At 60.7% G+C, this 22,379-nt stretch carries 22 protein-coding genes; 10 read left to right on the top strand and 12 right to left on the bottom strand.

Annotated features, from left to right (window positions below):
* Nucleotides 1–20: 20 nt before the first annotated feature.
* A complete protein-coding gene (gene arsB, locus M3B90_RS02650) occupies nt 21–1,118 on the bottom strand; it encodes an ACR3 family arsenite efflux transporter (RefSeq protein ID WP_259888502.1) in 1,098 nt (365 codons plus the stop codon).
* A gap of 9 nt (nt 1,119–1,127) precedes the next feature.
* Nucleotides 1,128–1,550 (bottom strand): low molecular weight phosphatase family protein, encoded by a 423-nt coding sequence (locus tag M3B90_RS02645; RefSeq protein ID WP_259888501.1) that lies wholly within the window; start codon nt 1,548–1,550, stop codon nt 1,128–1,130.
* 91 nt (nt 1,551–1,641) lie between these two features.
* Here M3B90_RS02645 and M3B90_RS02640 point away from each other — a divergent pair, with 91 nt between their 5' ends.
* Nucleotides 1,642–1,941 carry a hypothetical protein gene (locus tag M3B90_RS02640; RefSeq protein WP_259888500.1) on the top strand — a complete coding sequence of 100 codons (300 nt, stop codon included), beginning with the start codon at nt 1,642–1,644 and terminating at the stop codon, nt 1,939–1,941.
* A gap of 224 nt (nt 1,942–2,165) precedes the next feature.
* Here the strand turns inward: M3B90_RS02640 and M3B90_RS02635 are convergent, their stop codons facing one another.
* Nucleotides 2,166–3,566, bottom strand: coding sequence for a YPDG domain-containing protein (locus tag M3B90_RS02635; protein ID WP_259888499.1), 1,401 nt, complete (start codon nt 3,564–3,566; stop codon nt 2,166–2,168).
* 312 nt (nt 3,567–3,878) lie between these two features.
* On the bottom strand, nt 3,879–4,808 hold the full coding sequence (locus tag M3B90_RS02630) for a sugar-binding transcriptional regulator (protein ID WP_259888498.1): 930 nt from the start codon (nt 4,806–4,808) through the stop codon (nt 3,879–3,881).
* A 194-nt stretch (nt 4,809–5,002) separates the two neighbouring features.
* Between M3B90_RS02630 and M3B90_RS02625 the strand changes: the two genes are divergently transcribed.
* The 6 genes from M3B90_RS02625 to M3B90_RS02600 are packed head-to-tail and all read left to right on the top strand — an operon-like array spanning nt 5,003 to nt 13,092.
* Nucleotides 5,003–6,664: a ribulokinase gene (locus M3B90_RS02625; RefSeq protein ID WP_259888497.1), complete on the top strand. Its 1,662-nt coding sequence runs from the start codon at nt 5,003–5,005 to the stop codon at nt 6,662–6,664.
* A 31-nt stretch (nt 6,665–6,695) separates the two neighbouring features.
* Entirely contained in the window at nt 6,696–8,417 is a 1,722-nt protein-coding gene (locus M3B90_RS02620) for a dihydroxyacetone kinase family protein (RefSeq protein ID WP_259888496.1), read from the top strand.
* A 41-nt stretch (nt 8,418–8,458) separates the two neighbouring features.
* Nucleotides 8,459–9,499 carry an autoinducer 2 ABC transporter substrate-binding protein gene (locus M3B90_RS02615; protein WP_259888495.1) on the top strand — a complete coding sequence of 347 codons (1,041 nt, stop codon included), beginning with the start codon at nt 8,459–8,461 and terminating at the stop codon, nt 9,497–9,499.
* Nucleotides 9,489–11,009, top strand: coding sequence for a sugar ABC transporter ATP-binding protein (locus M3B90_RS02610; RefSeq protein WP_259888494.1), 1,521 nt, complete (start codon nt 9,489–9,491; stop codon nt 11,007–11,009). Before M3B90_RS02615 ends, M3B90_RS02610 begins: the two co-directional genes overlap by 11 nt.
* Nucleotides 11,006–12,055 (top strand): ABC transporter permease, encoded by a 1,050-nt coding sequence (locus M3B90_RS02605; RefSeq protein WP_259888493.1) that lies wholly within the window; start codon nt 11,006–11,008, stop codon nt 12,053–12,055. Before M3B90_RS02610 ends, M3B90_RS02605 begins: the two co-directional genes overlap by 4 nt.
* A complete protein-coding gene (locus M3B90_RS02600; protein ID WP_259888492.1) occupies nt 12,052–13,092 on the top strand; it encodes an ABC transporter permease in 1,041 nt (346 codons plus the stop codon). Before M3B90_RS02605 ends, M3B90_RS02600 begins: the two co-directional genes overlap by 4 nt.
* A 148-nt stretch (nt 13,093–13,240) precedes the next feature.
* Here M3B90_RS02600 and arsB (M3B90_RS02595) read toward each other — a convergent pair whose 3' ends face one another.
* Nucleotides 13,241–14,320 (bottom strand): ACR3 family arsenite efflux transporter, encoded by a 1,080-nt coding sequence (gene arsB, locus M3B90_RS02595; RefSeq protein ID WP_259888491.1) that lies wholly within the window; start codon nt 14,318–14,320, stop codon nt 13,241–13,243.
* A 15-nt stretch (nt 14,321–14,335) separates the two neighbouring features.
* On the bottom strand, nt 14,336–14,758 hold the full coding sequence (locus tag M3B90_RS02590; RefSeq protein WP_259888490.1) for a low molecular weight phosphatase family protein: 423 nt from the start codon (nt 14,756–14,758) through the stop codon (nt 14,336–14,338).
* A gap of 141 nt (nt 14,759–14,899) precedes the next feature.
* On the opposite strand from M3B90_RS02590, the gene M3B90_RS02585 reads away from it, so the two are divergent.
* Nucleotides 14,900–15,277 carry an iron chaperone gene (locus M3B90_RS02585; protein WP_259888489.1) on the top strand — a complete coding sequence of 126 codons (378 nt, stop codon included), beginning with the start codon at nt 14,900–14,902 and terminating at the stop codon, nt 15,275–15,277.
* A 121-nt stretch (nt 15,278–15,398) separates the two neighbouring features.
* Here M3B90_RS02585 and M3B90_RS02580 read toward each other — a convergent pair whose 3' ends face one another.
* Nucleotides 15,399–17,051: an ABC-F family ATP-binding cassette domain-containing protein gene (locus M3B90_RS02580; protein WP_259888488.1), complete on the bottom strand. Its 1,653-nt coding sequence runs from the start codon at nt 17,049–17,051 to the stop codon at nt 15,399–15,401.
* Nucleotides 17,052–17,109: 58 nt separating this feature from the next.
* Between M3B90_RS02580 and M3B90_RS02575 the strand changes: the two genes are divergently transcribed.
* Nucleotides 17,110–18,372, top strand: a complete 1,263-nt coding sequence (locus M3B90_RS02575; protein ID WP_259888487.1) for a GNAT family N-acetyltransferase — start codon at nt 17,110–17,112, stop codon at nt 18,370–18,372.
* Between the two features lie 29 nt (nt 18,373–18,401).
* Here M3B90_RS02575 and M3B90_RS02570 read toward each other — a convergent pair whose 3' ends face one another.
* The 5 genes from M3B90_RS02570 to M3B90_RS02550 form a co-directional block, all read right to left on the bottom strand.
* Nucleotides 18,402–18,833 carry a TA system VapC family ribonuclease toxin gene (locus M3B90_RS02570; RefSeq protein ID WP_259888486.1) on the bottom strand — a complete coding sequence of 144 codons (432 nt, stop codon included), beginning with the start codon at nt 18,831–18,833 and terminating at the stop codon, nt 18,402–18,404.
* A complete protein-coding gene (locus M3B90_RS02565) occupies nt 18,833–19,084 on the bottom strand; it encodes an antitoxin (protein WP_259888485.1) in 252 nt (83 codons plus the stop codon). Before M3B90_RS02565 ends, M3B90_RS02570 begins: the two co-directional genes overlap by 1 nt.
* A gap of 744 nt (nt 19,085–19,828) precedes the next feature.
* Nucleotides 19,829–20,215 carry a hypothetical protein gene (locus M3B90_RS02560; RefSeq protein WP_259888484.1) on the bottom strand — a complete coding sequence of 129 codons (387 nt, stop codon included), beginning with the start codon at nt 20,213–20,215 and terminating at the stop codon, nt 19,829–19,831.
* 29 nt (nt 20,216–20,244) lie between these two features.
* Nucleotides 20,245–21,036, bottom strand: a complete 792-nt coding sequence (locus M3B90_RS02555; RefSeq protein ID WP_259888483.1) for a helix-turn-helix domain-containing protein — start codon at nt 21,034–21,036, stop codon at nt 20,245–20,247.
* A gap of 236 nt (nt 21,037–21,272) precedes the next feature.
* On the bottom strand, nt 21,273–21,509 hold the full coding sequence (locus M3B90_RS02550; RefSeq protein WP_259888482.1) for an AlpA family transcriptional regulator: 237 nt from the start codon (nt 21,507–21,509) through the stop codon (nt 21,273–21,275).
* 85 nt (nt 21,510–21,594) lie between these two features.
* Here M3B90_RS02550 and M3B90_RS02545 point away from each other — a divergent pair, with 85 nt between their 5' ends.
* Complete coding sequence (locus M3B90_RS02545) at nt 21,595–22,128, top strand: helix-turn-helix domain-containing protein (RefSeq protein WP_259888481.1); 534 nt, start codon at nt 21,595–21,597, stop codon at nt 22,126–22,128.
* The last annotated feature ends 251 nt before the right edge of the window (nt 22,129–22,379 follow it).

Raw genomic sequence — 22,379 nt, 5'->3', positions numbered from 1 at the left:
ACTCCGGGGCCACGCAAGCGTTACACGGAGGTGTTGGCGGCCGAGGAGGCGCGAGGAAGCGTAGGGTCGGCCGGGAAGAGGCGGGGCCCCACGGCGCGCATAATGTACACGAGCGCAACCAGAACGGGGATCTCCACCATCGGCCCGATCGTGCCCGCGAGAGCCTCAGAGGAGGCCGCGCCGAAGGTTCCGATCGTCACGGCGATCGCGAGCTCAAAGTTGTTTCCCGCTGCGGTGAAGGCCGTGGAGGCGCTCTGCGCATAGTTCATGCCCGATGCCCGTGCCGCAAAAAGCGAGATGCCGAACATGAGCACGAAATACGCGAGGAGAGGAACGGCAACGCTCGCCACGCTCCAGGGGTGTTGAAGGACCTGCCGACCTTGAAGGCAGAAAAGCACAACGATCGTGTACAGAAGGCCGATCATCGCGAGTGGCGAAATCTTCGGCAGGAAGGAATGTTCGAACCACTCACGGCCCTTGAGGTGTTCGCCGATCAGGCGAGAGAGCACACCAAGCGCGAGCGGAATACCGAGGAAAATAAGCACGCTTTTCGCGATTGCCGCGAAGGAAAAATTCGCGATCGTGGCATCGAGCCCCAACCACCCGGGCAGAACCTGCAGGTAAAACCAGCCAAGCACCGAAAACATGAGGAGCTGGAACACGGAATTGATCGCCACGAGAACAGCCGTTGCTTCACGGTCCGCGCACGAAAGATCGCTCCACACGAGCACCATGGCGATGCAGCGCGCCAGGCCAACAATCACAAGGCCCGTTCGAAGCTCCGGTTCGTTCGGCAGAAACACCCACGCGAGGGCGAACATCAGGAGCGGGCCCACCACCCAGTTGAGGAGCAGCGAGAGGATCATGAGCCGCCTGTCGCGCACGATCTTGCGCGCCTTCTCAAACCTCACCTTCGCGAGCGGCGGATACATCATGACGAGAAGGCCAAGAGCGATCGGCAGCGAAATATCGCTGACCTTCACGCGATTGAGAAGCTCCGAGGTTTGCGGCACCCACACGCTGAGCGCAATGCCCACGGCCATCGCCACCAGAATGAACAGCGGCAGCAAGCGATCCAGAATGGACAGCTGTGGAGCAGCAGAATCGGGCACGGTCATTCCTTTCGACTAGTTCTCGCTCGCGGTCAGTTTAGAAAGCAGCGCACTTACCCGGCGGTCAATATCGTCACGGATCACGTCCATGCGCTCCTCCCCCTCAATTCCGCGAAGCGATGGCTCATCGATCTCCCATTTTTCGATCGTTCCGCGCATTCCTTCGACGGGTTCCACGTGCGCCTCACCACCCACAATGATGATGCGATCCGCGGTGCGCAGGATGCTTGGGTCGATCGGTTTCGGGAACTCCCCATCAAAATTCGCTCCGACGGTTGCCACGCTCACGCGCGAAGCCTCATTGAGCGCCGCTCCCGGCTTCGTTCCTGCCGAATGCACCTCAACTGCCCCTCGTGCACGGTGGCGCATAAGCGCCGCCGCCATTTGGCTCTTGCCGCCATTTTTCACGCACACAAACAGCACGCTGGGTTTGCTCATGCCCCATACTCCCAAAGAGGTGAAATCGTTGGCATCCATTTTATGAGCAAGCGCTGCCTCCACGCTCGAGGCTGCGCCTACCTCAGCGCCCGTGCGTGGCATCGGGGGCTGCTTCTTCCTAGGCGTCGGGGGCGGCGCTGGCCGCCTCTGGATGATTGCTGTTGGCGCAATCGCCATGCAGGAGCTTCAAACTGGCATCAACATGGTGCTTGGATCGTGGTCGGGTTCGGCATTCGCGTCCAATTTCGTGTGGGGTGTTCTGCTGATCGCCGTTCTTGGCTTCAGCACGTGGCTCAGCCACCGCAAGCGTGATCATCGCACGAAGGAAGTCGAAGAGGCCCTCGACGCAGAGAGCTCATTTTACGATCACCTATCGAAATCCGAACCCTAAGTAGTTCCAGCCCACGCTTGGACCCCAACCAGGCATAGGAAAACCTCTGGCAATGCGGGGGCCATAGTGCCGCAGCTGCTGTGTCTATATTTCCTTCGCTTTCAAACGAGGGTCTCCATGGTGGCCGTGGATGTCTACTGGTTTTCGTATTAACGAATGGGGGGTGAGACCACTTCACGGTCTCACCCCCCACTATTTATGTCGGTTCGTTACCGGTGAGGCGATCAGTTTTCCGCGCCTTCGCGGCGGCGGCGCGAGAACACGAGGCCGAGGCCTGCTGCGATGAGTGCAGCTGCAGCCCCAGCTGCACTTGCGATCTCTGCACCGGTCCTGGGCAGCGGAGTCCTCTTGGTGGGTGCTTCGCTCCTAGGCGCACGGGTGTCGTCGCCCGGCGTAGCGGTGCCACTAGCGGTGTCATCGTCCGGCGTAGCGGTGCCACTACCGGTATCATCGCCCGGCGTAGCGGTCCCACTACCGGTGTCATCGGTTTCAGGCTGCTCGACCGTCACGGTCACGCGATCGATCTCGTTGCCGTCCTGATCCCTGATGATCACGATGATCGTGTCACCAGGATTAGCGTCCTCATCGATATCGACGGTGATCGTGCCGTCGTCATCAATCGTCGCCGTACCAGGGCCATCAGTCTCAACGGTGGTGCCGTCATCAACCGAGCCACCATTGTTCGGAATCTCAACCTTGTCGCCAGGCCTACCGGAGTTGTCGTCCCAGTCCGGCTTCTCAACCGTGACGGTCACCTCAACGGTGTCGGTCGTTTTATCCGGGTAGGTCACCACGACAGGAATAATGATCGTGTCACCATGGTTCGCATCCTCAGGGATGGTCACCGTGATCTCACCAGTATTCTCGATAATGGTCACACCCTCAGGGGCATCCTCACCAGGAGTGAACGTCGTGCCCTCAGGAGCGTCGGTCGGGTTGCCGTCCTTGTCCTTAATGGTCGGCTCAGGAACGGTCACATCATCGCCAGGCTTACCCGATCCATCTTCATACTCAGGCTCGAAGTCCACGTTTTGGTTCGGAACCTTCGGGTTCGTGCCGTCTTCCTTTTCCTTCTCATCCGGGATGCCGTCACCGTCATCATCCGAATCCTCGGTGTCGGGAATACCGTCGCCATCGGTGTCGAGCTTGAAATACGCGTATGCGGTGTCCACAGAGAAGTCAAAGTAGGCCACGTTCACCGTAACTTTGAACTCCTCAACGGTATTCTCGTTGAGCTTCGACTTGTCGGGGAACGTCACCGTGATCACACCGGTTTTCTCGTCAATCACAACGACGTAACCCTCAGGAATTTCGAACTCATTAATGATGGTGAAGTTCAAAGTCCCCGGAACGTCAACGTTCTCGTGGGTAGGGTTGCCGTCTTCGTCAACCCTGTCGAAAGTCGGGTCCGACTTCGTCTCCTCACCGGGAACAACGAGCTTCTCCTCGTATGAAAGCTCGAAGCTCCCGTTCATCTTCTCTCCCGGAATATAAGTGGGCTTAATATTCCCGGTCGTGGCTCCCCCGCTGAACTGGACACTTTGAGTGAAGGCGTGGCTCCCGGACGCCTGCGCAGCAGCCTCCTCATAGCCACTGGAGGTAATGCTGGGCGCAAAGCTGGTCACCAGAGCCAGAGTCAGTGCAGCAGATCCAATACGCAAGGGCTTGCGATAAAAAGCCGCGTGCGACTTTCGTTCAACCATGGGCGGGGGTCCTCTCATTATTCTAGGAATTCGAAAGCATCATATTGGATCCGCAGCGAGAAGGACGCCGCAGCGGCGCGCCACCGGGTGTTGACGACTCGATGCCGACCGTGACCTCAATAAAACGCTCACGCCCATCCTATAACGCCGTCGGAGAACGCCACCAATATTTGCGCTTTTCCAGCTAAAGTCACTTATCCATCGCGGTCTCGTGTCGGCCGAGTTAACCCCCTGTCACGTCGATTCGAGGAGAGCCTCCGCGGTGTCGCGATCGGTCACGAGGCCCGTGATGAGGCCCGTGCGAGCGGCGCCGAGAATCGCCGACACTTTCTTTGCCCCCGCCGCGACCGCGATGACGCGGGGGGTTTGGCTCAAGTGGTGAGTTTCGAGGGTCATGCACATTCTGGTGACTTCGGGAGCGAGGACCCTGCCGGCCTCGTCAAACCAGATGCCTGCGAGTTCACCGGCGGGCCTGACGTGATCGAGCCGCGCCCTCACCGAGGGCGGGAATTCGCGATAGAGCTGCGTTTCCTTGTGTTCCCATGAACCGATCGACACGAGGGCCGTGTCAAGGTGTTCGAATTGCCCTCGCACATAGGAGTGGGTTTCGAAGAGCTGGCGGCGCATTTCGGGCGAGCGCACGTAGAAGGGGACCGGGAGGTCGTGGATGTAGCCGTTGGCGCTGAGAACAGCCTCGCGGATGTTGTCGATCGGCGAAGACGCGTGTGCAGCCGCTAGGGAGCCAGAGATCTGGATGACGGTGATGGGGGGAAGGTGTCGGAGGTTCTTCGCGACCTCGGCCACCGTCCGCCCCCACCCGAGGCCCAGGTTATCCCCGGGTTTCACGAGTTCACCGAGCAGTTGCGCTCCCATTGATCCGAGTTGCGTGCGCACATCAGTGTCTGTGCCGTTGGAGCCGATCACTCGCACGTAGCGAAGTCCAAGGTGGCTCGCGAGGGGCTCGGAGAGCATGGGTAGATCAGTGGAAGGGTCGATGATCTCAAGGCGAATGATGCCTTCTTCGCGACCTTTGGCGAGGAGCCGTGCGATACGAAACCGCGAGATGCCGAACTCTTTGGCGAGCTGCACCTTGGAGACGTCTTCGAGGTAGTGGCGGCGTGCGAGGGCCGCGATGAGTTGCGGCTCGGGCAGCTCGGACTCCATGGATTCCTCTCGAACGTTGCTCTCTTTCCAGGTGCTACGCCTGCTCCACGCACTTTACGTGATTGACATGGATCACACTTAGAGTTAAGGTGCTCATGTGAGCGACATGAAGCGCTCATTTGAGCATACGGCACGCTGGGGCAGCGGACCACCCGCCCGAAGCCCTCGCACACACCCACTCGAAGAGGAGTGACATGGCACAGAGCAGCGCATACGCGATTGGCGTCGATTTCGGAACGGAATCCGCGCGCTCAGTTCTCGTGCGCCTGAGCGATCGCGCAGAGATCGAAACCGCGACCCACCTCTACGAACACGGTGTGATGACGGAAACGCTCGCCGCGACAGGCGAGAAGCTCGGGCCCGCAACCGCGCTCCAAAATCCCGACGATTACCTCGTCGCCCTCGAAAAGGTCGTGCGCGCCGTTGTTGACCGAAGCGGCGTCGATCCCGACAAAATCGTGGGCCTCGGCGTTGACACCACCGCGTGCACGATCGTGCTCACCGATGAGGAGCTCGTGCCCCTTTCGCGTTCCTCGCGCTGGCAGGACCGCCCACTCGCCTACGCGCGGCTCTGGAAGCACCACGCCGCACAACCCCACGCCGAAGAGATCAATCGCGCGGCCGAAGCACAAGGCGGCCTCTTCTTGCCGCAATACGGCGGGGGCCTCTCTTCCGAATGGGTTCTCCCGAAGTCCCTTCAAACCCTCCGCGAGGATCGCGAGGTATACGACGCCGCCTCGCGCATCATCGAGCAAGAGGATTGGATCGTCTCGACGCTCGTCGGTCACGAAGTGCGCGGCGCTTCCGTTGCGGGCTTCAAGGGGAATTATCGCGAAGAAGACGGCGGCTACCCCTCAGAAGACTTCCTGAACTCGCTCGAAGAAGGGTTCGCGGGGGTTCTCGACAAGCTCGGGCACGAGTTCCTCAACCCCGGCGAAAGCGCAGGAACCCTCACTGAGGACTGGGCCGCGCGGCTCGGGCTTGGCACGCACGTCACTGTCGCCGCGGGCAACATCGACGCGCACGCCGCCTTCCTCGGGGCCGGCGCCGCGAAGCCAGGAACGATGGTCGCCGTCATGGGCACGAGCGTGTGCAACCTCGTCGTCTCGAAAGAACACCGCACCCCGCGCGGCATTCAAGGGGTCGTCAAGAACGGCATTCTCCCCGACCACTGGGCCTACGAAGCGGGTCAAGCCGGCTTCGGTGACACGTTCGGGTGGTTCGCGCACAACATGACCTCCGCCGATATCGCCGACCTCGCGTCCATCTCGGCAACCTCCACGTTCGACGTGCTCGAATCGAAAGCCCAAGCCCTCCAGCCCGGAGGCTCGGGGCTCATCGTTCTCGACTGGATGAACGGCAACCGCTCAACACTCATCGATTCGAACCTTTCTGGGGCCATCGTCGGCCTCACTCTCGATACGCGCGACTACCACATTTACCGCGCCCTCCTCGAAGGTGCCGCGTTCGGGCAGCGGATCATCCTCGAAGCGTTCGACGAGGCCGGTGTTCCGATCGACCGGTTCATCGTGTGCGGCGGGATCCCCGCGAAGAGTCCCCTTCTCATGCAAATCCTTGCCGACGTCATCGGCATGCCCGTCGAAGTCTCCTCTTCCGCGAACACCTCCGCCCTCGGGGCCGCCCTCCACGGCGCGATCGCGGCCGGGGAGCTCACGTGGGAAAGCGCTGCCCACGCCCAATCAGCAATTGCGACCGTGTATCAGCCCAATCCCACGGCACACGAGGCTTACAACGAGATCTACACGCACTACCTGGCGATCCACGACACGTTCGGGATCGAGCAACGCTCACTCATGCACACCCTTCGAGAAATCCAAGCGCACTCCACTCACTAAAAGCGCACAACCACCGGCAAAGGAGCCCCCCATGCGGAAGATCATTAACTCTCCCGAGAACTTCGTCGATGAAGTCATCGACGGCATCCTGCTCGCGCACGGCGACAAACTTCGTGCCGCCGACGCTGATCGCCGCGCGATCGTGCGCACCGATGCGGGCACGCGCGGCAAAGTGGGCATCGTGACGGGCGGCGGCTCAGGCCACCTCCCCCTCTTCCTCGGCTATGTTGGCCACGGCCTCGCTTCGGGCGTCGCCGTCGGAAACGTGTTCTCCTCGCCATCACCTGAGCAGATCCATGCCGCAACCGTTGCGAGCGATGACGGCGCGGGAGTGCTCTACCTCTACGGCAACTACGGAGGTGACGTGTACACGTTCGATCTCGCCGCCGATATGTGTGAAGGTGACGGGATCCGCACGCGCACCGTGCTCGGGACCGACGATCTCCTCTCCGCACCGCCCGAGCGTGCCGAAACCCGCCGCGGCGTCGCGGGCCTCTTCTTCACCTACAAAACCGCGGGTGCCGCCGCTGAACGTGGCGACGATCTCGATACGGTTGCCGAGATCGCCCAAAGGACATGCGACCGTACGCGCACGATGGGCGTCGGACTCTCCCCCACGATCCTTCCCGCCGCCGGTGAACCCACCTTCACCCTCGACGACGGTGAAATGGAAATCGGTATTGGTATTCACGGCGAACCCGGCCAGCACCGCGGACCCCTCGAAACCGCCGACGAGATCACCGACCGCTTCACCGCCGAGCTCCTTCGCGAGCTGCCCGTGGGCGAAGGCGACAAGGTTGCCGTGCTCGTCAACGGCCTCGGCGCGACCCCACTCGAAGAGCTCTACGTGATCTACCGCCGCCTCCACGCGACGATCACCGAACGCGGCGCACAGATCAGCCACGTGTACATCGGCGAATACGCCACGAGCCTCGAGATGGCCGGCGCTTCCGTTTCGCTGTGCCACCTCGACGACGAGCTCGCCGAACTGCTTTCGGCCCCCGCCGACTCGCCCTTCTTTGAACAAGCCGCCGGCTCAGCGGGCGAGGCGAACACGGAAGCTCCTGGCGAGAAGGCGAAAGACGTTCCCGCCACTCGCGCGAGCACCGCACGCGACATCGCGACGGTTGAGAACCCCGGCCCCGCACGCGAGCTCTTGCTCGCCGTGACCGATGTGCTCCCCTCCCACGCCGACGAGCTTCGCGCGCTCGATGCTGCCCTCGGCGACGGCGATCTCGGCATCACCGTTTCATCCGGCGCACGCGCTGTTCACGAAGCCCTCGCCGCACTTCCCGAAAATGCAGCAATACACGAAGTCCTCCGCACCGCAGGCAGCGCCTTCGCCTCCGCGAACCCCTCGACCTTCGCGGCGCTTCTCGGCGGAGGCACGCTCGCCGCTGCCACGGCAGTCGCCAAGGACGATGAAGAGGGCGATGCGCCCGTTGTTGCCCTCTCTGCCCTTATCTCGCGCATCGCCGAGCGCGGTGGTGCCGAAATCGGTGACAAGACGGTCCTCGACGTTCTCGATGCAGTACTACACAGCTTCGAAGAATCCGCGGAGCAAACACTCCAAGAACGCATTGACCGGGCCGTTCACGTCGCCCGCGATGCCGTCGAAAAGTCTGCCTCCCTGCCCTCGCGACGCGGCCGCGCCGCCTGGGTAGGCGAACGCTCCATCGGCCATAAAGATCCAGGCCAGGTTGCGGCATTGCGTTTCCTCGAAGCTCTTGCCGCAACAGTCCACGCCAACTAACCCCCCCTTTCCGACCCTCACCATTTTCAAAGGAGAAAACAATGAACGCCGAATTCACCCCAAGTCGCCGCGCCATGCTTTTCGCATCGCTCGGCATTCTCGCAATCCCTTCCCTCGCCGCGTGTGGAACCACCCAGGGTGGAACGAGCGGTGGTGAGGGCGGTGGCAATGCCGCAGGCGCTATGGTTACCGTTCCAAAACTGACCGGCATTGCCTGGTTCAACCGCATGGAAGAAGGCGTCAAGGAGTACGCGTCGAAAACAGGTGAGAACGCTTACTACCAGGGTTCTTCCGAGGCAGACGCTGCGGCGCAGGTCAAGGTCCTCGAAGACCTCATCGCCTCGAAGGTCGCTGCGATTTGCGTGACCCCCTTCCAGCCCGATGCTGTCGAGCAAACGCTCAAGAAGGCCATGGATGCCGGCATCAAGGTCGTGACACACGAAGCTCCGTCCATCAAGAACGCTGACTACGACGTTGAAGCGTTCAGGAACGCTGATTACGGCATCAACCTCATGAAGCTCCTCGCGGAAAAGATGGGCAACAAGGGCGAATACGCGATCATGGTGGGCTCGCTTTCCTCAAGCACGCACATGGAGTGGGTCAACGCCGCCAAGGACTACCAGGAGAAGAACTTCCCGGAGATGAAGCAGGTTGGCGATTTCGTCGAAACAAGCGACGATTCCCAAAAGGCCTACGAGGCCATGCAAGAGCTCCTTTCGGCTCACCCGAACCTCGCAGGTGTGCAGGGTTCCGCCTCGACTGACGTCGTTGGCGTGGGCCAGGCAGTAGATGAGGCAGGACTTCAGGACAAAATCGCCGTGGTTGGTACATCCACCCCGAAGGACACCAAAGACCTTCTTGAAAGTGGCGCGATCGACGTGATCCAGTTCTGGGATCCGGGCCACGCTGCGTGGGCTCAAAACGCCATCGCCAAGCTTCTCCTCGACGACAAGAAAGTTGAAGAAGGCACTGACCTCGGCATCGACGGTTACGGCAAGATCACCATCGAAGACAAGGTCGTGTACGGCGACAATGCCTGGATCAACGTGACCAAGGACAACGCCGGCGACTATGACTACTAAACCCGTACACGCTACTGACGCGAACGGTGAGGCTGCCGTTCGCGTCAGCGGCATCTCAAAAACGTTCGGAACCGTCAAGGCCCTCAACGACGTTTCACTCACCCTGCGCCAGGGAACCGTGCACGCGCTCGTCGGTGAAAACGGATCCGGAAAGTCCACCCTGACCAAAATCATTGCGGGGGCCTACTCCCCGGATTCAGGAACGATCGAACTCGAAGGCAACGTCATCGAGTCCATCACCCCGCGCGATGCTTTGGCTCACGGCGTTCGCGTGATCTACCAGGATTTCGCCCTTTTCCCGAACATGACCGTCGCTGAGAACATCAGTTTCGACGGATCGAAAGCCCCTGTCGGAATTGTTCCCTCCCGCGAAGCCCGCGCCCGCGCGAAAAAAGCACTGGCCACCCTCGGGATGACCATTTCACCGAACACGCGCCTCGGTGACCTTTCCACGGCTGAACGTCAGCTCGTGGCAATTGCCCGCGCCGTTTCTGCGGACGGCCGCATCATCCTCATGGACGAGCCCACCGCGGCTCTGACCCAAGATGAGATCGACTCCTTCCTCGAAACTGTGCGTCACCTCGCGGCGCAAGGCATGAGCTTCATCTTCATTTCGCACAAACTGCGCGAGGTAGTCGAGATTGCCGATGACGTTACGGTGATCCGCGACGGCAACCTCATCGCGACAGGCCCCGCGGCTGATTACGATCTGGAGCGAATTTCGAAGCTCATGACGGGCACCGACGTTCTCAATGAGCGCCGCGAGAGCGCATGGGAGCGCGCCGAAAAACCGATTGTGGCAGCTCGAGGCATAAGCCTTGGCCACGAGTTCCACGACGTTAATCTCGAGCTTCATCCCGGCAGGATCCTCGGGCTTTCAGGACTCGTCGGCTGCGGAAAGATCGAGATTGGCCTCGCCCTCGCCGGCCTCATCAGCTGCGATAAAGGCACTATTGAGCTCAACGGCAAGCCGACGAAGGATCTTCGCTCGAAGAAGGAGATCCAATACGTGCCTGACGACAGGCTCACTGAAGGTCTCTTCCTCGACTGGTCGATCGCCGACAACATGACTGTCAATAACCTGCACAACGTGCGTGGAAAAGGCGGTCTCATCTCTGCGCGCTCGATCATGGCAAGTGCGAAAGAGTGGCGTTCGCGTTTGCGCATTAAAGCACCGAGCGTGAGCGCACCAGCCTCGTCACTCTCCGGCGGTAACCAACAGCGAGTGCTGCTTGCCCGCACTCTCGCGCCACGGCCCAAAGTCGTCATCATCAATAATCCGACCGTAGGTGTCGATGTGGGGTCTCGCGCCGACATTCACGATCTGATCCGGTCGGTTGCTGATGAGGGAACCGCCGTTCTTCTCGTGTCCGATGAACCTGCGGAGCTCATGAGTCTGTGCGACGAAATTGCCTTCGTGGTGCAGGGCAAGATCGTGAAGCAGGCGGAGGCTACCGAGCTCACCGAGGAAATCATCATCGATATCAATGGTCAAAGGAGTCAGGTATGAGTTCTGTGGCTGAAACTCAGGTAACGCAGTCGCCAGACAGGTCGTGGCTCGCAACCCTGCTCGCTAAGCGTGAATTGCTCCTCGGCATCGTCATCGTGGTGACATGCATCGTGTTTGCTCTCGGAAACCCCACGTTCCTCTCTGCCGCGCACCTCTTCGGCATCGGCCGATCCGCAGTTGTCGTTGGAATCATGGCGCTCGGGGTACTCCTCGTGCTTCTCACGGGCGGCATCGACGTCTCGTGTTCCGCGATCGCCGTCTCCTCGATGTACCTCACGACGGTCACGCTCCAGGCGCTCGACTATCAAGGAACGTTCCTCGTGGCGATCGCCCTCACCGTTCTCATCGGGGCCCTCCTCGGCCTCATCAACGGCATCCTCGTCGCGTGGCTCAAGCTTCCGTCGATGATCGTCACGATCGGCACGCTCACCCTGTACCGCGGCGGGCTCTTGGCCTTCGTCGGAACCGAACGAATCCGCACCCTCCCCGCGAACATGTCCGAGTTCGCGAAAACCCAGTTCTTCACGACGCAAAGTGCCGGGCGCACGGTTTCGCTTCACGCGAGTGTGCTCATTCTTCTCGTGCTCGCGATCGTGCTCGCGTTCCTCCTGCACCGCCTCTGGTGGGGCCGCTACATCTATGCGATCGGCGACGATGAAGAAGCAGCAAAGCGCATGGGCGTGAAGGTCAACCTCATTCGCACCTCCGCGTTCATCGTGTCGGGTGCCACCGCGGGATTGGCAGGCCTGTTCTATGCCGCCATGAACCGCGCCGCGGACCCTTCGACATTCACGGGGCTGGAGATGACGGTACTTGCCGCCGTTGTCCTCGGTGGTGCCGCAGTCACGGGAGGTCGCGGCAGTGTTCTTGGCACGATGCTCGGCGTTCTCCTCATTACCGTCGTGGGCTCGAGCCTCGTGCTCGTGGGCATTCCCGCGGCGTGGCAAGACCTTTTCATCGGCGCGTTCTTGCTCTTCGGAGTGTGCGTTCCGGCAATTCGCGACCGCCGCGTTGAACGCAGGCGAGGAATGGTGGTGACGGAATGAACGACGCTCGTCTCGGGCCTCGCGCCCAAGTGTGGACTCTCATTGCACTCGTCGTCGTGCTCGCCGTGTCGCTCAGCATCATGGCGCCGAACACCTTCCCGACGGTTCTCAACATGCAAAGCATGATGGGACAAATCGCGCCGCTTGGTATTCTCGCGATCTGCATCGGGATCACGTTCCTCATCGGCGGCATCGACCTTTCGATCGTGGCCGTCGCGAACACGGCCGCGATCACCGCCGCCCTCGTGGGTGAAGCCCTCGTCCCGTCGATGGGATCGATGGTGGGGACCGTCCTCGCAGGACTTGCCGCCCTCGTCGTGGGTGCCGCCGCTGGCGCGATCAACGGTTTCTTGATCGCGACACTTCGCGTGCACCCCATCCCCATCACGCTCGGCACAATGAGCGTGTACCTCGGCATCAGCACGGGCCTCACGAAAGGCGCGACCGTGTATGGCAGCGGGAACGCGGGAGTGATTGCCACGACAACCGTGGCGCTCATGCCCATGTCGTTCGTGATCTTCCTCCTTCTCCTCGCTGCTTTCACCCTCGTAACGTTGAAAACCCGCTTCGGTTTCCACATGTACACGATCGGTGAATCAAACAAGGTCGCGCGGTTTGCGCGCATCCCCGTGGACCGCACGATCCTCGTCGTCTACGCCTCCTCGGGCGTGCTCGCGTCGATCGCGGGGCTTCTCATGTTTGCCTCGACCAACGCGGCCAACGTGTCGTTCGCGAGCTCCTACCTCATGCAAGCCATTCTTATCGCCGTGATCGCCGGCATGGACCCTTACGGCGGTGCTGGTCGCTTGTGGATGATCGCGATCGGCGCGATCGCGATGCAGGAACTCCAAACCGGAATCAACATGGTCCTTGGCTCCTGGTCAGGTTCGGCATTCGCCTCCAACTTCGTATGGGGCGTACTTCTGATTGCCGTTCTCGGCTTCAGCACCTGGCTCAGTCACCGTAAACGTGATGCGCGTGAGGAAGAGGCGGAGAAGGCTCTCGACACCGATACGTCAGCACCAGCCCCCGCTTAGACGCTAACGGCACTAATTTCTCGAAGGGCCTCACCTCAGTCTTGAGGTGAGGCCCTTCGACCGTCACGTCCACGACATCGACTGCGCAACACCTTGGTTGACCGGTGGAAGCCCTACCCGGCTCGCGCCGCCGCTCATAGCCCGCAGATCAAGCGCCGTGCGAGACGCGCGGTAGCGTCGGATCCCCAGGGAAAAGGCGAGGCCCCACAGCGCGCATCACGTACACGAGCGCAACCAACACGGGAATCTCCACCATCGGACCGATCGTGCCCGCGAGTGCCTGCGAAGAGGTCGCGCCGAAGGTTCCGATTGTCACGGCGATCGCGAGCTCGAAATTGTTTCCGGCAGCAGTGAAAGCCGTGGAGGCACTCTGCGCATAGTTCATGCCCGATGTACGGGCGGCGATAAGCGAGATGCCGAACATGAGCACGAAATAGGCGAGCAGTGGCAAGGCAACACTTGCGACGCTCCAGGGGTGCTGCAGGATCTGCCGGCCCTGGAGGCAAAACAGCACCACGATCGTGTACAGAAGGCCGATCATTGCGAGTGGGGAGACCTTTGGGAGAAAGGAATTCTCGAACCATTCCCGGCCTTTGTATCGCTCACCGAGGATGCGCGAAAGCACGCCGAGGGCGAGCGGGATGCCGAGGAAAATGAGCACGCTTTTCGCGATCGCCGCGAAGGAGAAGTGCACACTGGCGGTATCTAGCCCCAGCCATCCCGGGAGAACCTGCAGGTAAAACCAGCCGAGCACCGAGAACATGAGGAGCTGGAACACGGAATTGATCGCCACGAGAACAGCCGTTGCTTCACGGTCCGCGCACGAGAGATCGCTCCACACGAGCACCATGGCGATGCAACGCGCCAGGCCAACGATCACAAGACCAGTTCGAAGCTCCGGTTCATTCGGCAGAAACACCCACGCGAGGGCAAACATCACGAGAGGGCCCACCACCCAGTTGAGCAGCAGCGAGAGGACCATAAGCCGCCTGTCGCGCACGATCTTGCGCGCCTTCTCAAACCTCACCTTCGCGAGCGGCGGGTACATCATGACGAGGAGGCCAAGAGCGATCGGCAGCGAAATATCGCTGATCTTCACGCGATTGAGAAGCTCCGAGGTTTGCGGCACCCACACGCTGAGGGCAATGCCCACGGCCATTGCCACAAGTATGAAAAGCGGCAAAAGGCGGTCAAGGATGGACAGTCGAGGTGCGGCAGTATCCTGCACGGTTGTTCCTTTCGGCTAGTTCGGGTTCGAGGTGAGCTCGGCCAAGAGGGCGCGAACGCGGCGATCGATATCGTCGCGAATGAGGGTCATGCGCTCCTCCCCCTCGATGCCACGAAGCGATGGCTCATCGATCTCCCACTTTTCGATCGTGCCGCGCATACCCTCGATCGGTTCCACGCGCGCGTCACCTCCCACGATGATGGTGCGATCCGCGGCGCGCAGGATGCCTGGGTCGATCGGTTTCGGGAATTCACCGTCGAAATTTCCTCCGACGCTTGCCACGCTCACACGAGAGGCTTCATTAAGCGTCGCTCCCGGCTTCGTGCCCGCTGAATGCACCTCGATCGCATCGTGCGCATAGTGACGCATAAGCGCCGCCGCCATTTGGCTCTTGCCGCCATTTTTCACGCACACAAACAGCACACTTGGTGCATTCATGCTTTCCCTCCTCGCAGGAATGAATTGTCAACGATGATTCTAGGAATTGCCACTTCCCAAGGCTCCTGCCAAGCCGTGGCTCCAATAATGCTACTCATCCCCCGTATGTCTCTTTTTCGCCCTGACGGCTAGGGTGAGGTCATGACGATCAGGACGTTGGACGAGTTCCTCGACACCATCCCCGACGGCGCCGAACGCGAGCGCATGGTGGAGGTTCTCGATTGGGTGCAAGCGACGTACCCTGAGCTCGAGATGCGCATTGCGTGGAGCACGCCCATGTTCACGCATCACGGCACGTTCATCGTGGGGTTCTCGGCGGCGAAGATGCATATGTCCGTGTCTCCCGAGAAGGCAACGATGGACCATTTCGCTACCTTCATGGATGAGCGCGACACCGACCGCACCGCGATGCTCGCCCGCCAGCCGTGGAGCAAACCCTTCGACTATGAGCTGCTCGCGGAGTTCATCGACTACCAGCTCGCGACGAAAAAAGACGTCACGACCTTCTGGCGTCCCTAAACTCAGGTTCCTTTCGGAGCGGCTGTGGCCGAGGTGGTGAAAAACGACCCGGTTAGGCCCAAATACGGCCTCGACACGGCGATTTTTCACCACTTTCACCCGGCACAGCTCCGCCAGGCCTTCACTCGGTAACACCAAAAACGGGCGAGGGCGCGAGAGTGAGCCGCCGCCCAACCCAATGCTCAATGAGCCAGCGGTCGTGGCTCGCAATGATGAGGGTCCCCGTCCATTCATTGAAGGCCTGCTCGAGCGCCTCAACCGTGGCGAGATCGAGGAAGTTGGTGGGTTCATCAATGACGAGGAACGACGGCGCCTCGTGAAGCGCGAGGGCGAGCTGCGCACGGCGTTGATTTCCCGCAGAGAGCTCGTCGACGCGCGTGCGCCACATGGAGGGGTGCAGCATTCCCGATCCGCGCTCCCCGACCCCCTCGGTCCACACTTCGCGCGTGAAGCCTGGATCGCCCAGGCGTGGCAAGCGTTGCGGCACGAATCCCACGGGCCGGTCACACGACACGGAACCGTGGGCACTCGCGCCCTCTGGCGGCTCACCCGTGGCAATCCAGGTGAGGAGCGTTGATTTGCCGGCGCCGTTACCGCCCGTGATGAGCAAGTGTTCGCCGCGAGACAAGTCGAGGGTGAGCGGCGCCAAGCGCCCTTCAACGGCGGCAGCGCGTGTGGAAAGGGCAAGGCCAGCGGCGTTCTGCGCGGGCGCGAGCGGGAACGTCAAGTCGTAAGAACGGGGCCGACGCACCTCTCGCTCCTCAAGCGCCTCAAGCTTTTTGTCGTCGTTGCGCGTGCGCCGAGTTGAAGTGGCTTGCGCGCGATCGGCAAAGAACTTCTTTGCCATACCGCTCGCCTCTGCGAGACGCACCCCTCCGCTCGCGATCGCCCCCGCCGCTTGGCGGTGCTCGCCAATCTCTCGCTTCTCGCTTTGCTGCGCCGCGTGAATCTGCGCATGCGCCTTTCGGGCCTTGTGCTTCGCCTCGAGGAACTTCGAATACGAGCCCGAGGTGCGATACACACCGTGAAGCTCGTGTCCCTCGGCCGTTGCGAGCGCCTGCCACGTCGCAACGTCGAGGTCGTAGATCGCCGTGGCAGTGTCCTCGATGAACGCGCGGTCGTGGCTCGACATGAGCACCGGCCCCTCCCACTGGCGCACGGTGCGCGCAAGGAAGGCTAAGCCCTCGGCGTCGAGATGGTTCGTAGGCTCGTCGAGTATGAGCGCCTCGGGCCGCGCGATGAGCATCGCCGCAAGCGGAAGCCTCCCCCGCTGGCCTGGGGAAAGTGTTGCCACATCACGTTCGCGGCCCTCCCCGGCGAGCATCGCAAGGCCAAGCCCCGCAAGCACTTCATCGATGCGCGACTCAAGCGACCACACATCGCGCGCGGTCATCTCCGCGAGCAGCGCGTCATACTCGCGCTCATCACCCGAGCTTTCACCCGCAGCTTGCGCCATGTGCGCCGTGACCTGCTCGAATCTCGCAGAAAGGGCACGAACGGGCGCGAGTGACTCATCGAAATACTCGCTTACGCGCCCCGTGAAGTTTTCTGCCGACGGAGGCTGGCAAGCGTCGGACCCCATTCCTTCCCACGTGACCGCGCCACCTTCGGGCGAGAGCTCCCCGAGCGCAAGCCGAAGCAGAGTGGTTTTGCCGCACCCGTTCGGCCCCACGAGGCACGCGCGCTCCCCCGCCCCCAAGCGAAAGCTCACGCGCTCGAGAAGCGGGCGCGAGGAGAACGAGAACGAGACGGAATCGAAAACTAGAGCAGCCATGACACCTCCCGTTCTTTGGCTCAGATCCTCCAAACTCTACTTTGCTAGTGTCACTCGCGTGAATCTCAAATATGAAACCCATCACGTCACGAGCTCGAATCCCGACGACCACCCCTGGTATCCCGCCTGGCTCACCGCCGTCCAGCAGGGATTCCACGACCCCTACCCCTCGCAGAAATTCCTCGAACACCAACTGAAAATCGACGCGGAACGCAAGGCGACCGCCCGCACGGTTCTCGACGACGACCGTCGCAAGTATGGCCTCGGCAAGGATGTTCCCGTTGCGACCTTCATGGATTACACGGGCGAACTCAACGTGGGCGGCAAGGTCATCGACTGCCACCAGATCAGCGAAGTCACCGTTCTCGCTTCCCACCGCCGCCAGGGCATCGCAACGACCCTCATGACCGAGTCCCTCGCCGAGGCGAAGAAGAAGGGCCTCGCCGTTGCCGCCCTCACCGCGACCGAGGCCGCGATCTACGGGCGCTTCGGTTTCGGTCCCGCAATCTTTAGCACGTCGGTTGAGCTGCATGCCGGCTCAGGCTTTAGCGTTTCCGCGCCCGTCACCGGCACGTGCGAATACATCGACGTCACCCAGCTCGCCGAAGCCTCCCGCTTCGTGTTCGATAAGTTCCACGCGCGCCAAACAGGCTCGATCAACCGCTGCGCGCCCGAAATGGAGATCCGCAACGGCTCGATCGACAAGCCCACGCGCGAGCCCAACAACAAGACCCGCGCGATCGGCCACTGGAACGAGAAGGGCGAGCTCGACGGCTACGCGACGTGGCGCCTCGAAAGCCGCGGCGGCGCCCTCGACGTGATCGACTTCGTCCCCTGCAACACCGACGCGAGCATCGCGATGTGGGCGTTCCTCGGCTCCCTCGACCTCGTGCGCCGCGTGCGCTTCAACAACGCCCGCAACGACGAGCACCTGCCCTGGGCCCTCGCCGATCGCCGCCGCTACCAGATCAACGAGCACAACGACTTCCTGTGGCTGCGCGTGATCGACCCGGCCGCGCTGCTCGAAGCCCGCAACTACTACACCGAGGGCGACGTCACCTTCCGCGTCGTGGACTCGATGGGGTTTGCCGACGGCACCTGGCGCCTCACCGTGAAAGATGGCAAGGGCACGTGCGAGCCCTACGAGGGAGATCCGCAAGTGGAGATCGATGTTCCGGCTCTCGGCTCGACTCTCCTTGGCGGCGTCAACATCCAGGCCCTCGAAACGGTGGGCTGGGTGCGCGGTGACGAGGATGCGGTCGACAAGCTCGGCATCCTCCTGCAGCGCCGCCGCGAGCCGTGGTGCGTGACCTACTTCTAAGCGCGACTACTTCTAGACGCAACCCGCGGTCACTGGACCGTCGGGACGTGAACGCGGACGCCAAACCGTGCGAAGTCACGATCAAACGTGACCATGGTGGCGCCGTACTCAAGCGCCAGTGCGGCGAGATGGGCATCGTTCGTCAGGTTCCCCGCCGCTCCTGCCTCCGCGAGTAGGCCGGAAAGAAGTGCCCCGTGCCGAACCGAGGGCTCTGGAGTGACGACCCTGGGATGAGAGATCCATGCATTGAGCAGAGCCATTGCTTGCTCTGGCGTGATTGGGCGGCCGAGGATACGGGCATGAGTGCAGATGCGCACAAAGCCCAGGAGCGACATCCACGGCATACCGACGACTTCTGTCCCGCTACGGAGCTGCTCCGAAAGCCATGTATGGCTAGCTTCGTGTTGCCTTGCGTCTACATTTACGGCATAGACCAGCACATTCGTGTCAACAATGAGCATCAGCGGCCCTCGGACAACTTTGCAGCGAGGGCCTCGTCCTCTAGATCCGCCGCAATTCGGGTTGCATGCGTGAGGTCGACACGCGGTTGTCCCATCTCGTAGCGAGCAAACGTAAAGTCCGCCGGCGAGCTAACTCCTAGCCCCTTGCGGATTGCATCGTTCACAACCTGCTTAAAGGGAAGCTTCCGATTCGCCATTTCACGCTCGAGTAGCGAGGATACGTCGGGGTCAAGTGTAAGTGTCGTCCGCATGCACGCATCATAGCATCAATGATCATGATGTTTTGATGCTCCTACCCAAAATGCCAGCTCATCGGGGGATCCTGGAGCGGATAGCTCCGAAACGCGAGGATTTGCCACCCCATTTCCGGGGATTCGCCACCCTCAGCGCGGGGATTTGCCACCCCATTTCCGGGGATTTACCACCTCGGTTTGGCACCACCGGTCACGCGCATCAGGGCATGAAGAAACCCCAGGCCGGATCTAGCCGTCCTGGGGTTTTATGTGTGGAGCTAACGGGACTCGAACCCGTAACCCCCTGCTTGCAAAGCAGAAACAGACGTTTCGATAGCCTGGGCCATCTCAACGTTTCCGCTGGTGCGAGCACTATTCGAGCAATGGTGATTTATGGCGTTTTATGGCGTGACGCGGCGCTACTGCGTACTGACTGCGTACCGGCAACAGTGCGAATTACCTGGTCATCACTGGTATTACCTGATGATGAAAACGCGCGCGTGTTCGGTTGCACGATGTTGAAGGTCGTTTCATAGGTTGAAAACTCATGCCCTATTTGACGGGTAGCCGCTTTCGGGCGGGTGAACGTGACGGTGGTGTTTGCATGGGGTCGGTGTGCGCTCGCGGGTTGCATGGGGTCGGTGTTCGATTCAGGGGGAATGTTGCCGTTCGGCGTGACGGTCAGGGAGCAATGAGGCCCGCTTACTTTTGGAAGCGGCGAGCCTTGCTTGGATGGGGTTGGCTGTCTTGGCTGTTCGGTTGTTAGGAAGCTTCGAGGCTTTCTGCGTCTGGCTCGCTATTGAGCGGTGGCAATTCGTTGACCAAGCGATTCAGGGGGTCTTCGTCATCGTCAAACGCGGCGCGTAAGTCGCTGGGGCACTCGTTCAGCAAGCGAACTGGGTCATCGTTCTCATCGTTCAGCGTTTCCGTCCATCTATCCGCGTCAAGGTGGAACAGCGTGGAAGCGAGAGACTCACTTAGTAGGCGTGCGCCGGATTCAGTGAGGGCGGTGTTTCCGATGAAGAACATTAGGCCAACATCAGGATCGTCTGTCACTTGGAAGTCGATGGGTTCGCGTTCGTGTGTTTCGAGTATTACAGGCTTGGTAGCTGGGATGCCGTCCCCGATGGTTGTGTTGAAAATGGTCATCGTTCGCGCCTTTCGTTCTTTGTTGCTGGTTACGCCTGTGCTTGCTTTGGTGTCCATGTGAGGGGGCCGTCATCATTGGCCCATGCGTTGAGGTATTTGTTTAGCCATGCCCCGGCGTTGTATGGCTTGGAGCATTGAGCGGGAATGCTGTCCCAGCCGTCTTCCAGGCCCCATGCCTCCATGTTTGGATCACGGTTGAAGGATTGTGCCAGTTTCATGTGGAAGGCCGTTAGAAGGCTGTCGTAGCGCGTGCAGTCTTTTGCGGCCTTTGCCCGGCCTAACTCCTGAACGTACTTTCGAAGTTCTTTGCGGTCAGGGGACCGCGCGAACTCTTTTGAAATTGGGTCATTGGTTTTGCTGGTCGGTCCCGTCGATTCGGAAGAATCGCGGGTGTAAGTATGTTCCTGGTTATGTTCCTGGTTATGTTCCTGGTTAGTGGTGCTGTCAGGACCCACCCCTAGGGGTTGTGAGGTCCCACCCTGGGTGTCAATAGGACCCACCCCTCTACGGGTTTCGTGGTGAGGCCATTCAAGGACAGGGTTGTAGTGGACCCTGTACCTGTTCGGCAAATTGCGCTTTGGGTTGCTGGGATCGGTGCGCCGCTGGACGCTTATGTGACCGGCCTCTTCGAGTGACTTAATGGCGTTCCGTACCGTGGCCCTGCTTTCGGGGCTGTAGCCCATGCGTTCGGCAAGTTCAGCGCTAGACAAAGCCCATTCCCTTGTTTCAGCGTTGGCCGCTTCCGCAATGACCGCGAGCGCGAGCTTTTCCGTTGGTGTTTTCCCGGCGCGTAGTGCCCATGCGATGAATTGGTGCGCCAAAGTTATCGCCCGTGTCTATTTGTCGCTGTGCAACGGCGGCGCGGCGTAGTTCGTGAATCAGGGACGGAGGAAAGCCGCGGGCGTGGTAAATGATCGCCCGTGTCGGTCGGTGTGTTCGCACGGGGTTGGCGTGCGCGTGAACGTGTGTGCATGATTGAGTTGGTTCCTGATCGAAAGATTGTGCCCCCATTACTTAGCCAGCCAGCCGGGTAATGGGGGCTTTCCTGTTGCATGGTCTAAAGGTCATCGCCAACGGCGTTCGCGCGCTGCGCGGCCACCCAAGCTTCAAGGTCGCCCCGGTCATACCGGACCGCGCGACCCACTTTGTAGCTCTTTGGGCCGCGCCCACAGTTCCTCCAGTAACGAAGTGTGTTTTCAGCTACCCCGATGTGATAGGCGGCCTGCTCTGTGTTTAGCGGAGAGGCCCCGGCGTTAGTGCTTTGCACTGCAATTCCTTTCAAGTCGTAACTCATTCGTGAGCAATGGTGCGTCACTGGCTTCAATGTACAGTACGGCTCACCCTTGTGCAAGCATGAGTTATACGGGTAAGGTCAAGTCATGCAGCACGAGGTATTGAAAGTTCCGGATATTGCGAACAATGACTTTTCCGGCGAAGTACGCTTCACAGTGGAGTCACTTGAACCGCCGTTTTTTGTGACTGTCCACATCGAACTCGTCGAGGAGTCGATTTGGGGGGACGAAGAAAGCCTGGTGCTAACTCCGGAAGTGCAGGCGGTCACCGTGGCCCCCCTCAGCCCGTTTCATGATCCTGGTGTCACAAACGAGATGTTGCGAAGCATTCCGGTCGCCTCGCTTAGCTTTATTGCCGGCAACGAAATACTGGAGCGTGCAACGGGTGAATCATTGGTGCTAGTGACCCCTCAACAAGCCGAACAAGCACGTTCCGACGGGCCAACTGAAAAGACCCTGCGGCTGGTTGCTGGCCTGTATGCTCACGCCGACGCATTAGGAAAGAAGCCTGTGGCGGAACTTGTCACAACGTTCGGCGTCTCGCGATCTACAGCAACGCGCTGGGTAAGGCTCGCTCGCGAGTCGGGTTTCCTGGAGCCCTCAAAGCGGAGCGGAAAGTGAATCAGCGCAGGAATAGGCGCGCCGGGGTCGAAGACCTGTGGACAAAACGGGACGGGGCAAAAAGCGCGCGGCACGGGATTGGAAAGCGTTGGCGCGCCCGCTACGTGGATAACCTCGGTGAAGAACACACCAAAGCGTTCACCCGAAAGATTGACGCTCAAGCCTGGCTAGACTCTCAAACGACCGCGCTAGGAACTAACACACACATCGACCCCCATGTGCGCGTAACAGTGGACCAGCTCGCGGACCGT

It is taken from the genome of Dermabacter sp. p3-SID358 (assembly GCF_025147465.1).
GTDB lineage: Bacteria > Actinomycetota > Actinomycetes > Actinomycetales > Dermabacteraceae > Dermabacter.
Note: the sequence above shows the minus strand (reverse complement) of the source record. Positions and strands in the feature narration are given on the sequence as shown.

Bases quoted from the DNA above. Each gene is read 5' to 3' on its own strand.
- arsB (WP_259888502.1), bottom strand. From the start codon at position 1,118: ATGACCGTGCCCGATTCTGCTGCTCCACAGCTGTCCATTCTGGATCGC.
- M3B90_RS02645 (WP_259888501.1), bottom strand. From the start codon at position 1,550: ATGAGCAAACCCAGCGTGCTGTTTGTGTGCGTGAAAAATGGCGGCAAG.
- M3B90_RS02630 (WP_259888498.1), bottom strand. From the start codon at position 4,808: ATGGAGTCCGAGCTGCCCGAGCCGCAACTCATCGCGGCCCTCGCACGC.
- M3B90_RS02625 (WP_259888497.1), top strand. From the start codon at position 5,003: ATGGCACAGAGCAGCGCATACGCGATTGGCGTCGATTTCGGAACGGAA.
- M3B90_RS02620 (WP_259888496.1), top strand. From the start codon at position 6,696: ATGCGGAAGATCATTAACTCTCCCGAGAACTTCGTCGATGAAGTCATC.
- M3B90_RS02615 (WP_259888495.1), top strand. From the start codon at position 8,459: ATGAACGCCGAATTCACCCCAAGTCGCCGCGCCATGCTTTTCGCATCG.
- M3B90_RS02610 (WP_259888494.1), top strand. From the start codon at position 9,489: ATGACTACTAAACCCGTACACGCTACTGACGCGAACGGTGAGGCTGCC.
- M3B90_RS02605 (WP_259888493.1), top strand. From the start codon at position 11,006: ATGAGTTCTGTGGCTGAAACTCAGGTAACGCAGTCGCCAGACAGGTCG.
- M3B90_RS02600 (WP_259888492.1), top strand. From the start codon at position 12,052: ATGAACGACGCTCGTCTCGGGCCTCGCGCCCAAGTGTGGACTCTCATT.
- M3B90_RS02590 (WP_259888490.1), bottom strand. From the start codon at position 14,758: ATGAATGCACCAAGTGTGCTGTTTGTGTGCGTGAAAAATGGCGGCAAG.
- M3B90_RS02585 (WP_259888489.1), top strand. From the start codon at position 14,900: ATGACGATCAGGACGTTGGACGAGTTCCTCGACACCATCCCCGACGGC.
- M3B90_RS02580 (WP_259888488.1), bottom strand. From the start codon at position 17,051: ATGGCTGCTCTAGTTTTCGATTCCGTCTCGTTCTCGTTCTCCTCGCGC.
- M3B90_RS02570 (WP_259888486.1), bottom strand. From the start codon at position 18,833: ATGCTCATTGTTGACACGAATGTGCTGGTCTATGCCGTAAATGTAGAC.
- M3B90_RS02565 (WP_259888485.1), bottom strand. From the start codon at position 19,084: ATGCGGACGACACTTACACTTGACCCCGACGTATCCTCGCTACTCGAG.
- M3B90_RS02560 (WP_259888484.1), bottom strand. From the start codon at position 20,215: ATGACCATTTTCAACACAACCATCGGGGACGGCATCCCAGCTACCAAG.
- M3B90_RS02550 (WP_259888482.1), bottom strand. From the start codon at position 21,509: ATGAGTTACGACTTGAAAGGAATTGCAGTGCAAAGCACTAACGCCGGG.
- M3B90_RS02545 (WP_259888481.1), top strand. From the start codon at position 21,595: ATGCAGCACGAGGTATTGAAAGTTCCGGATATTGCGAACAATGACTTT.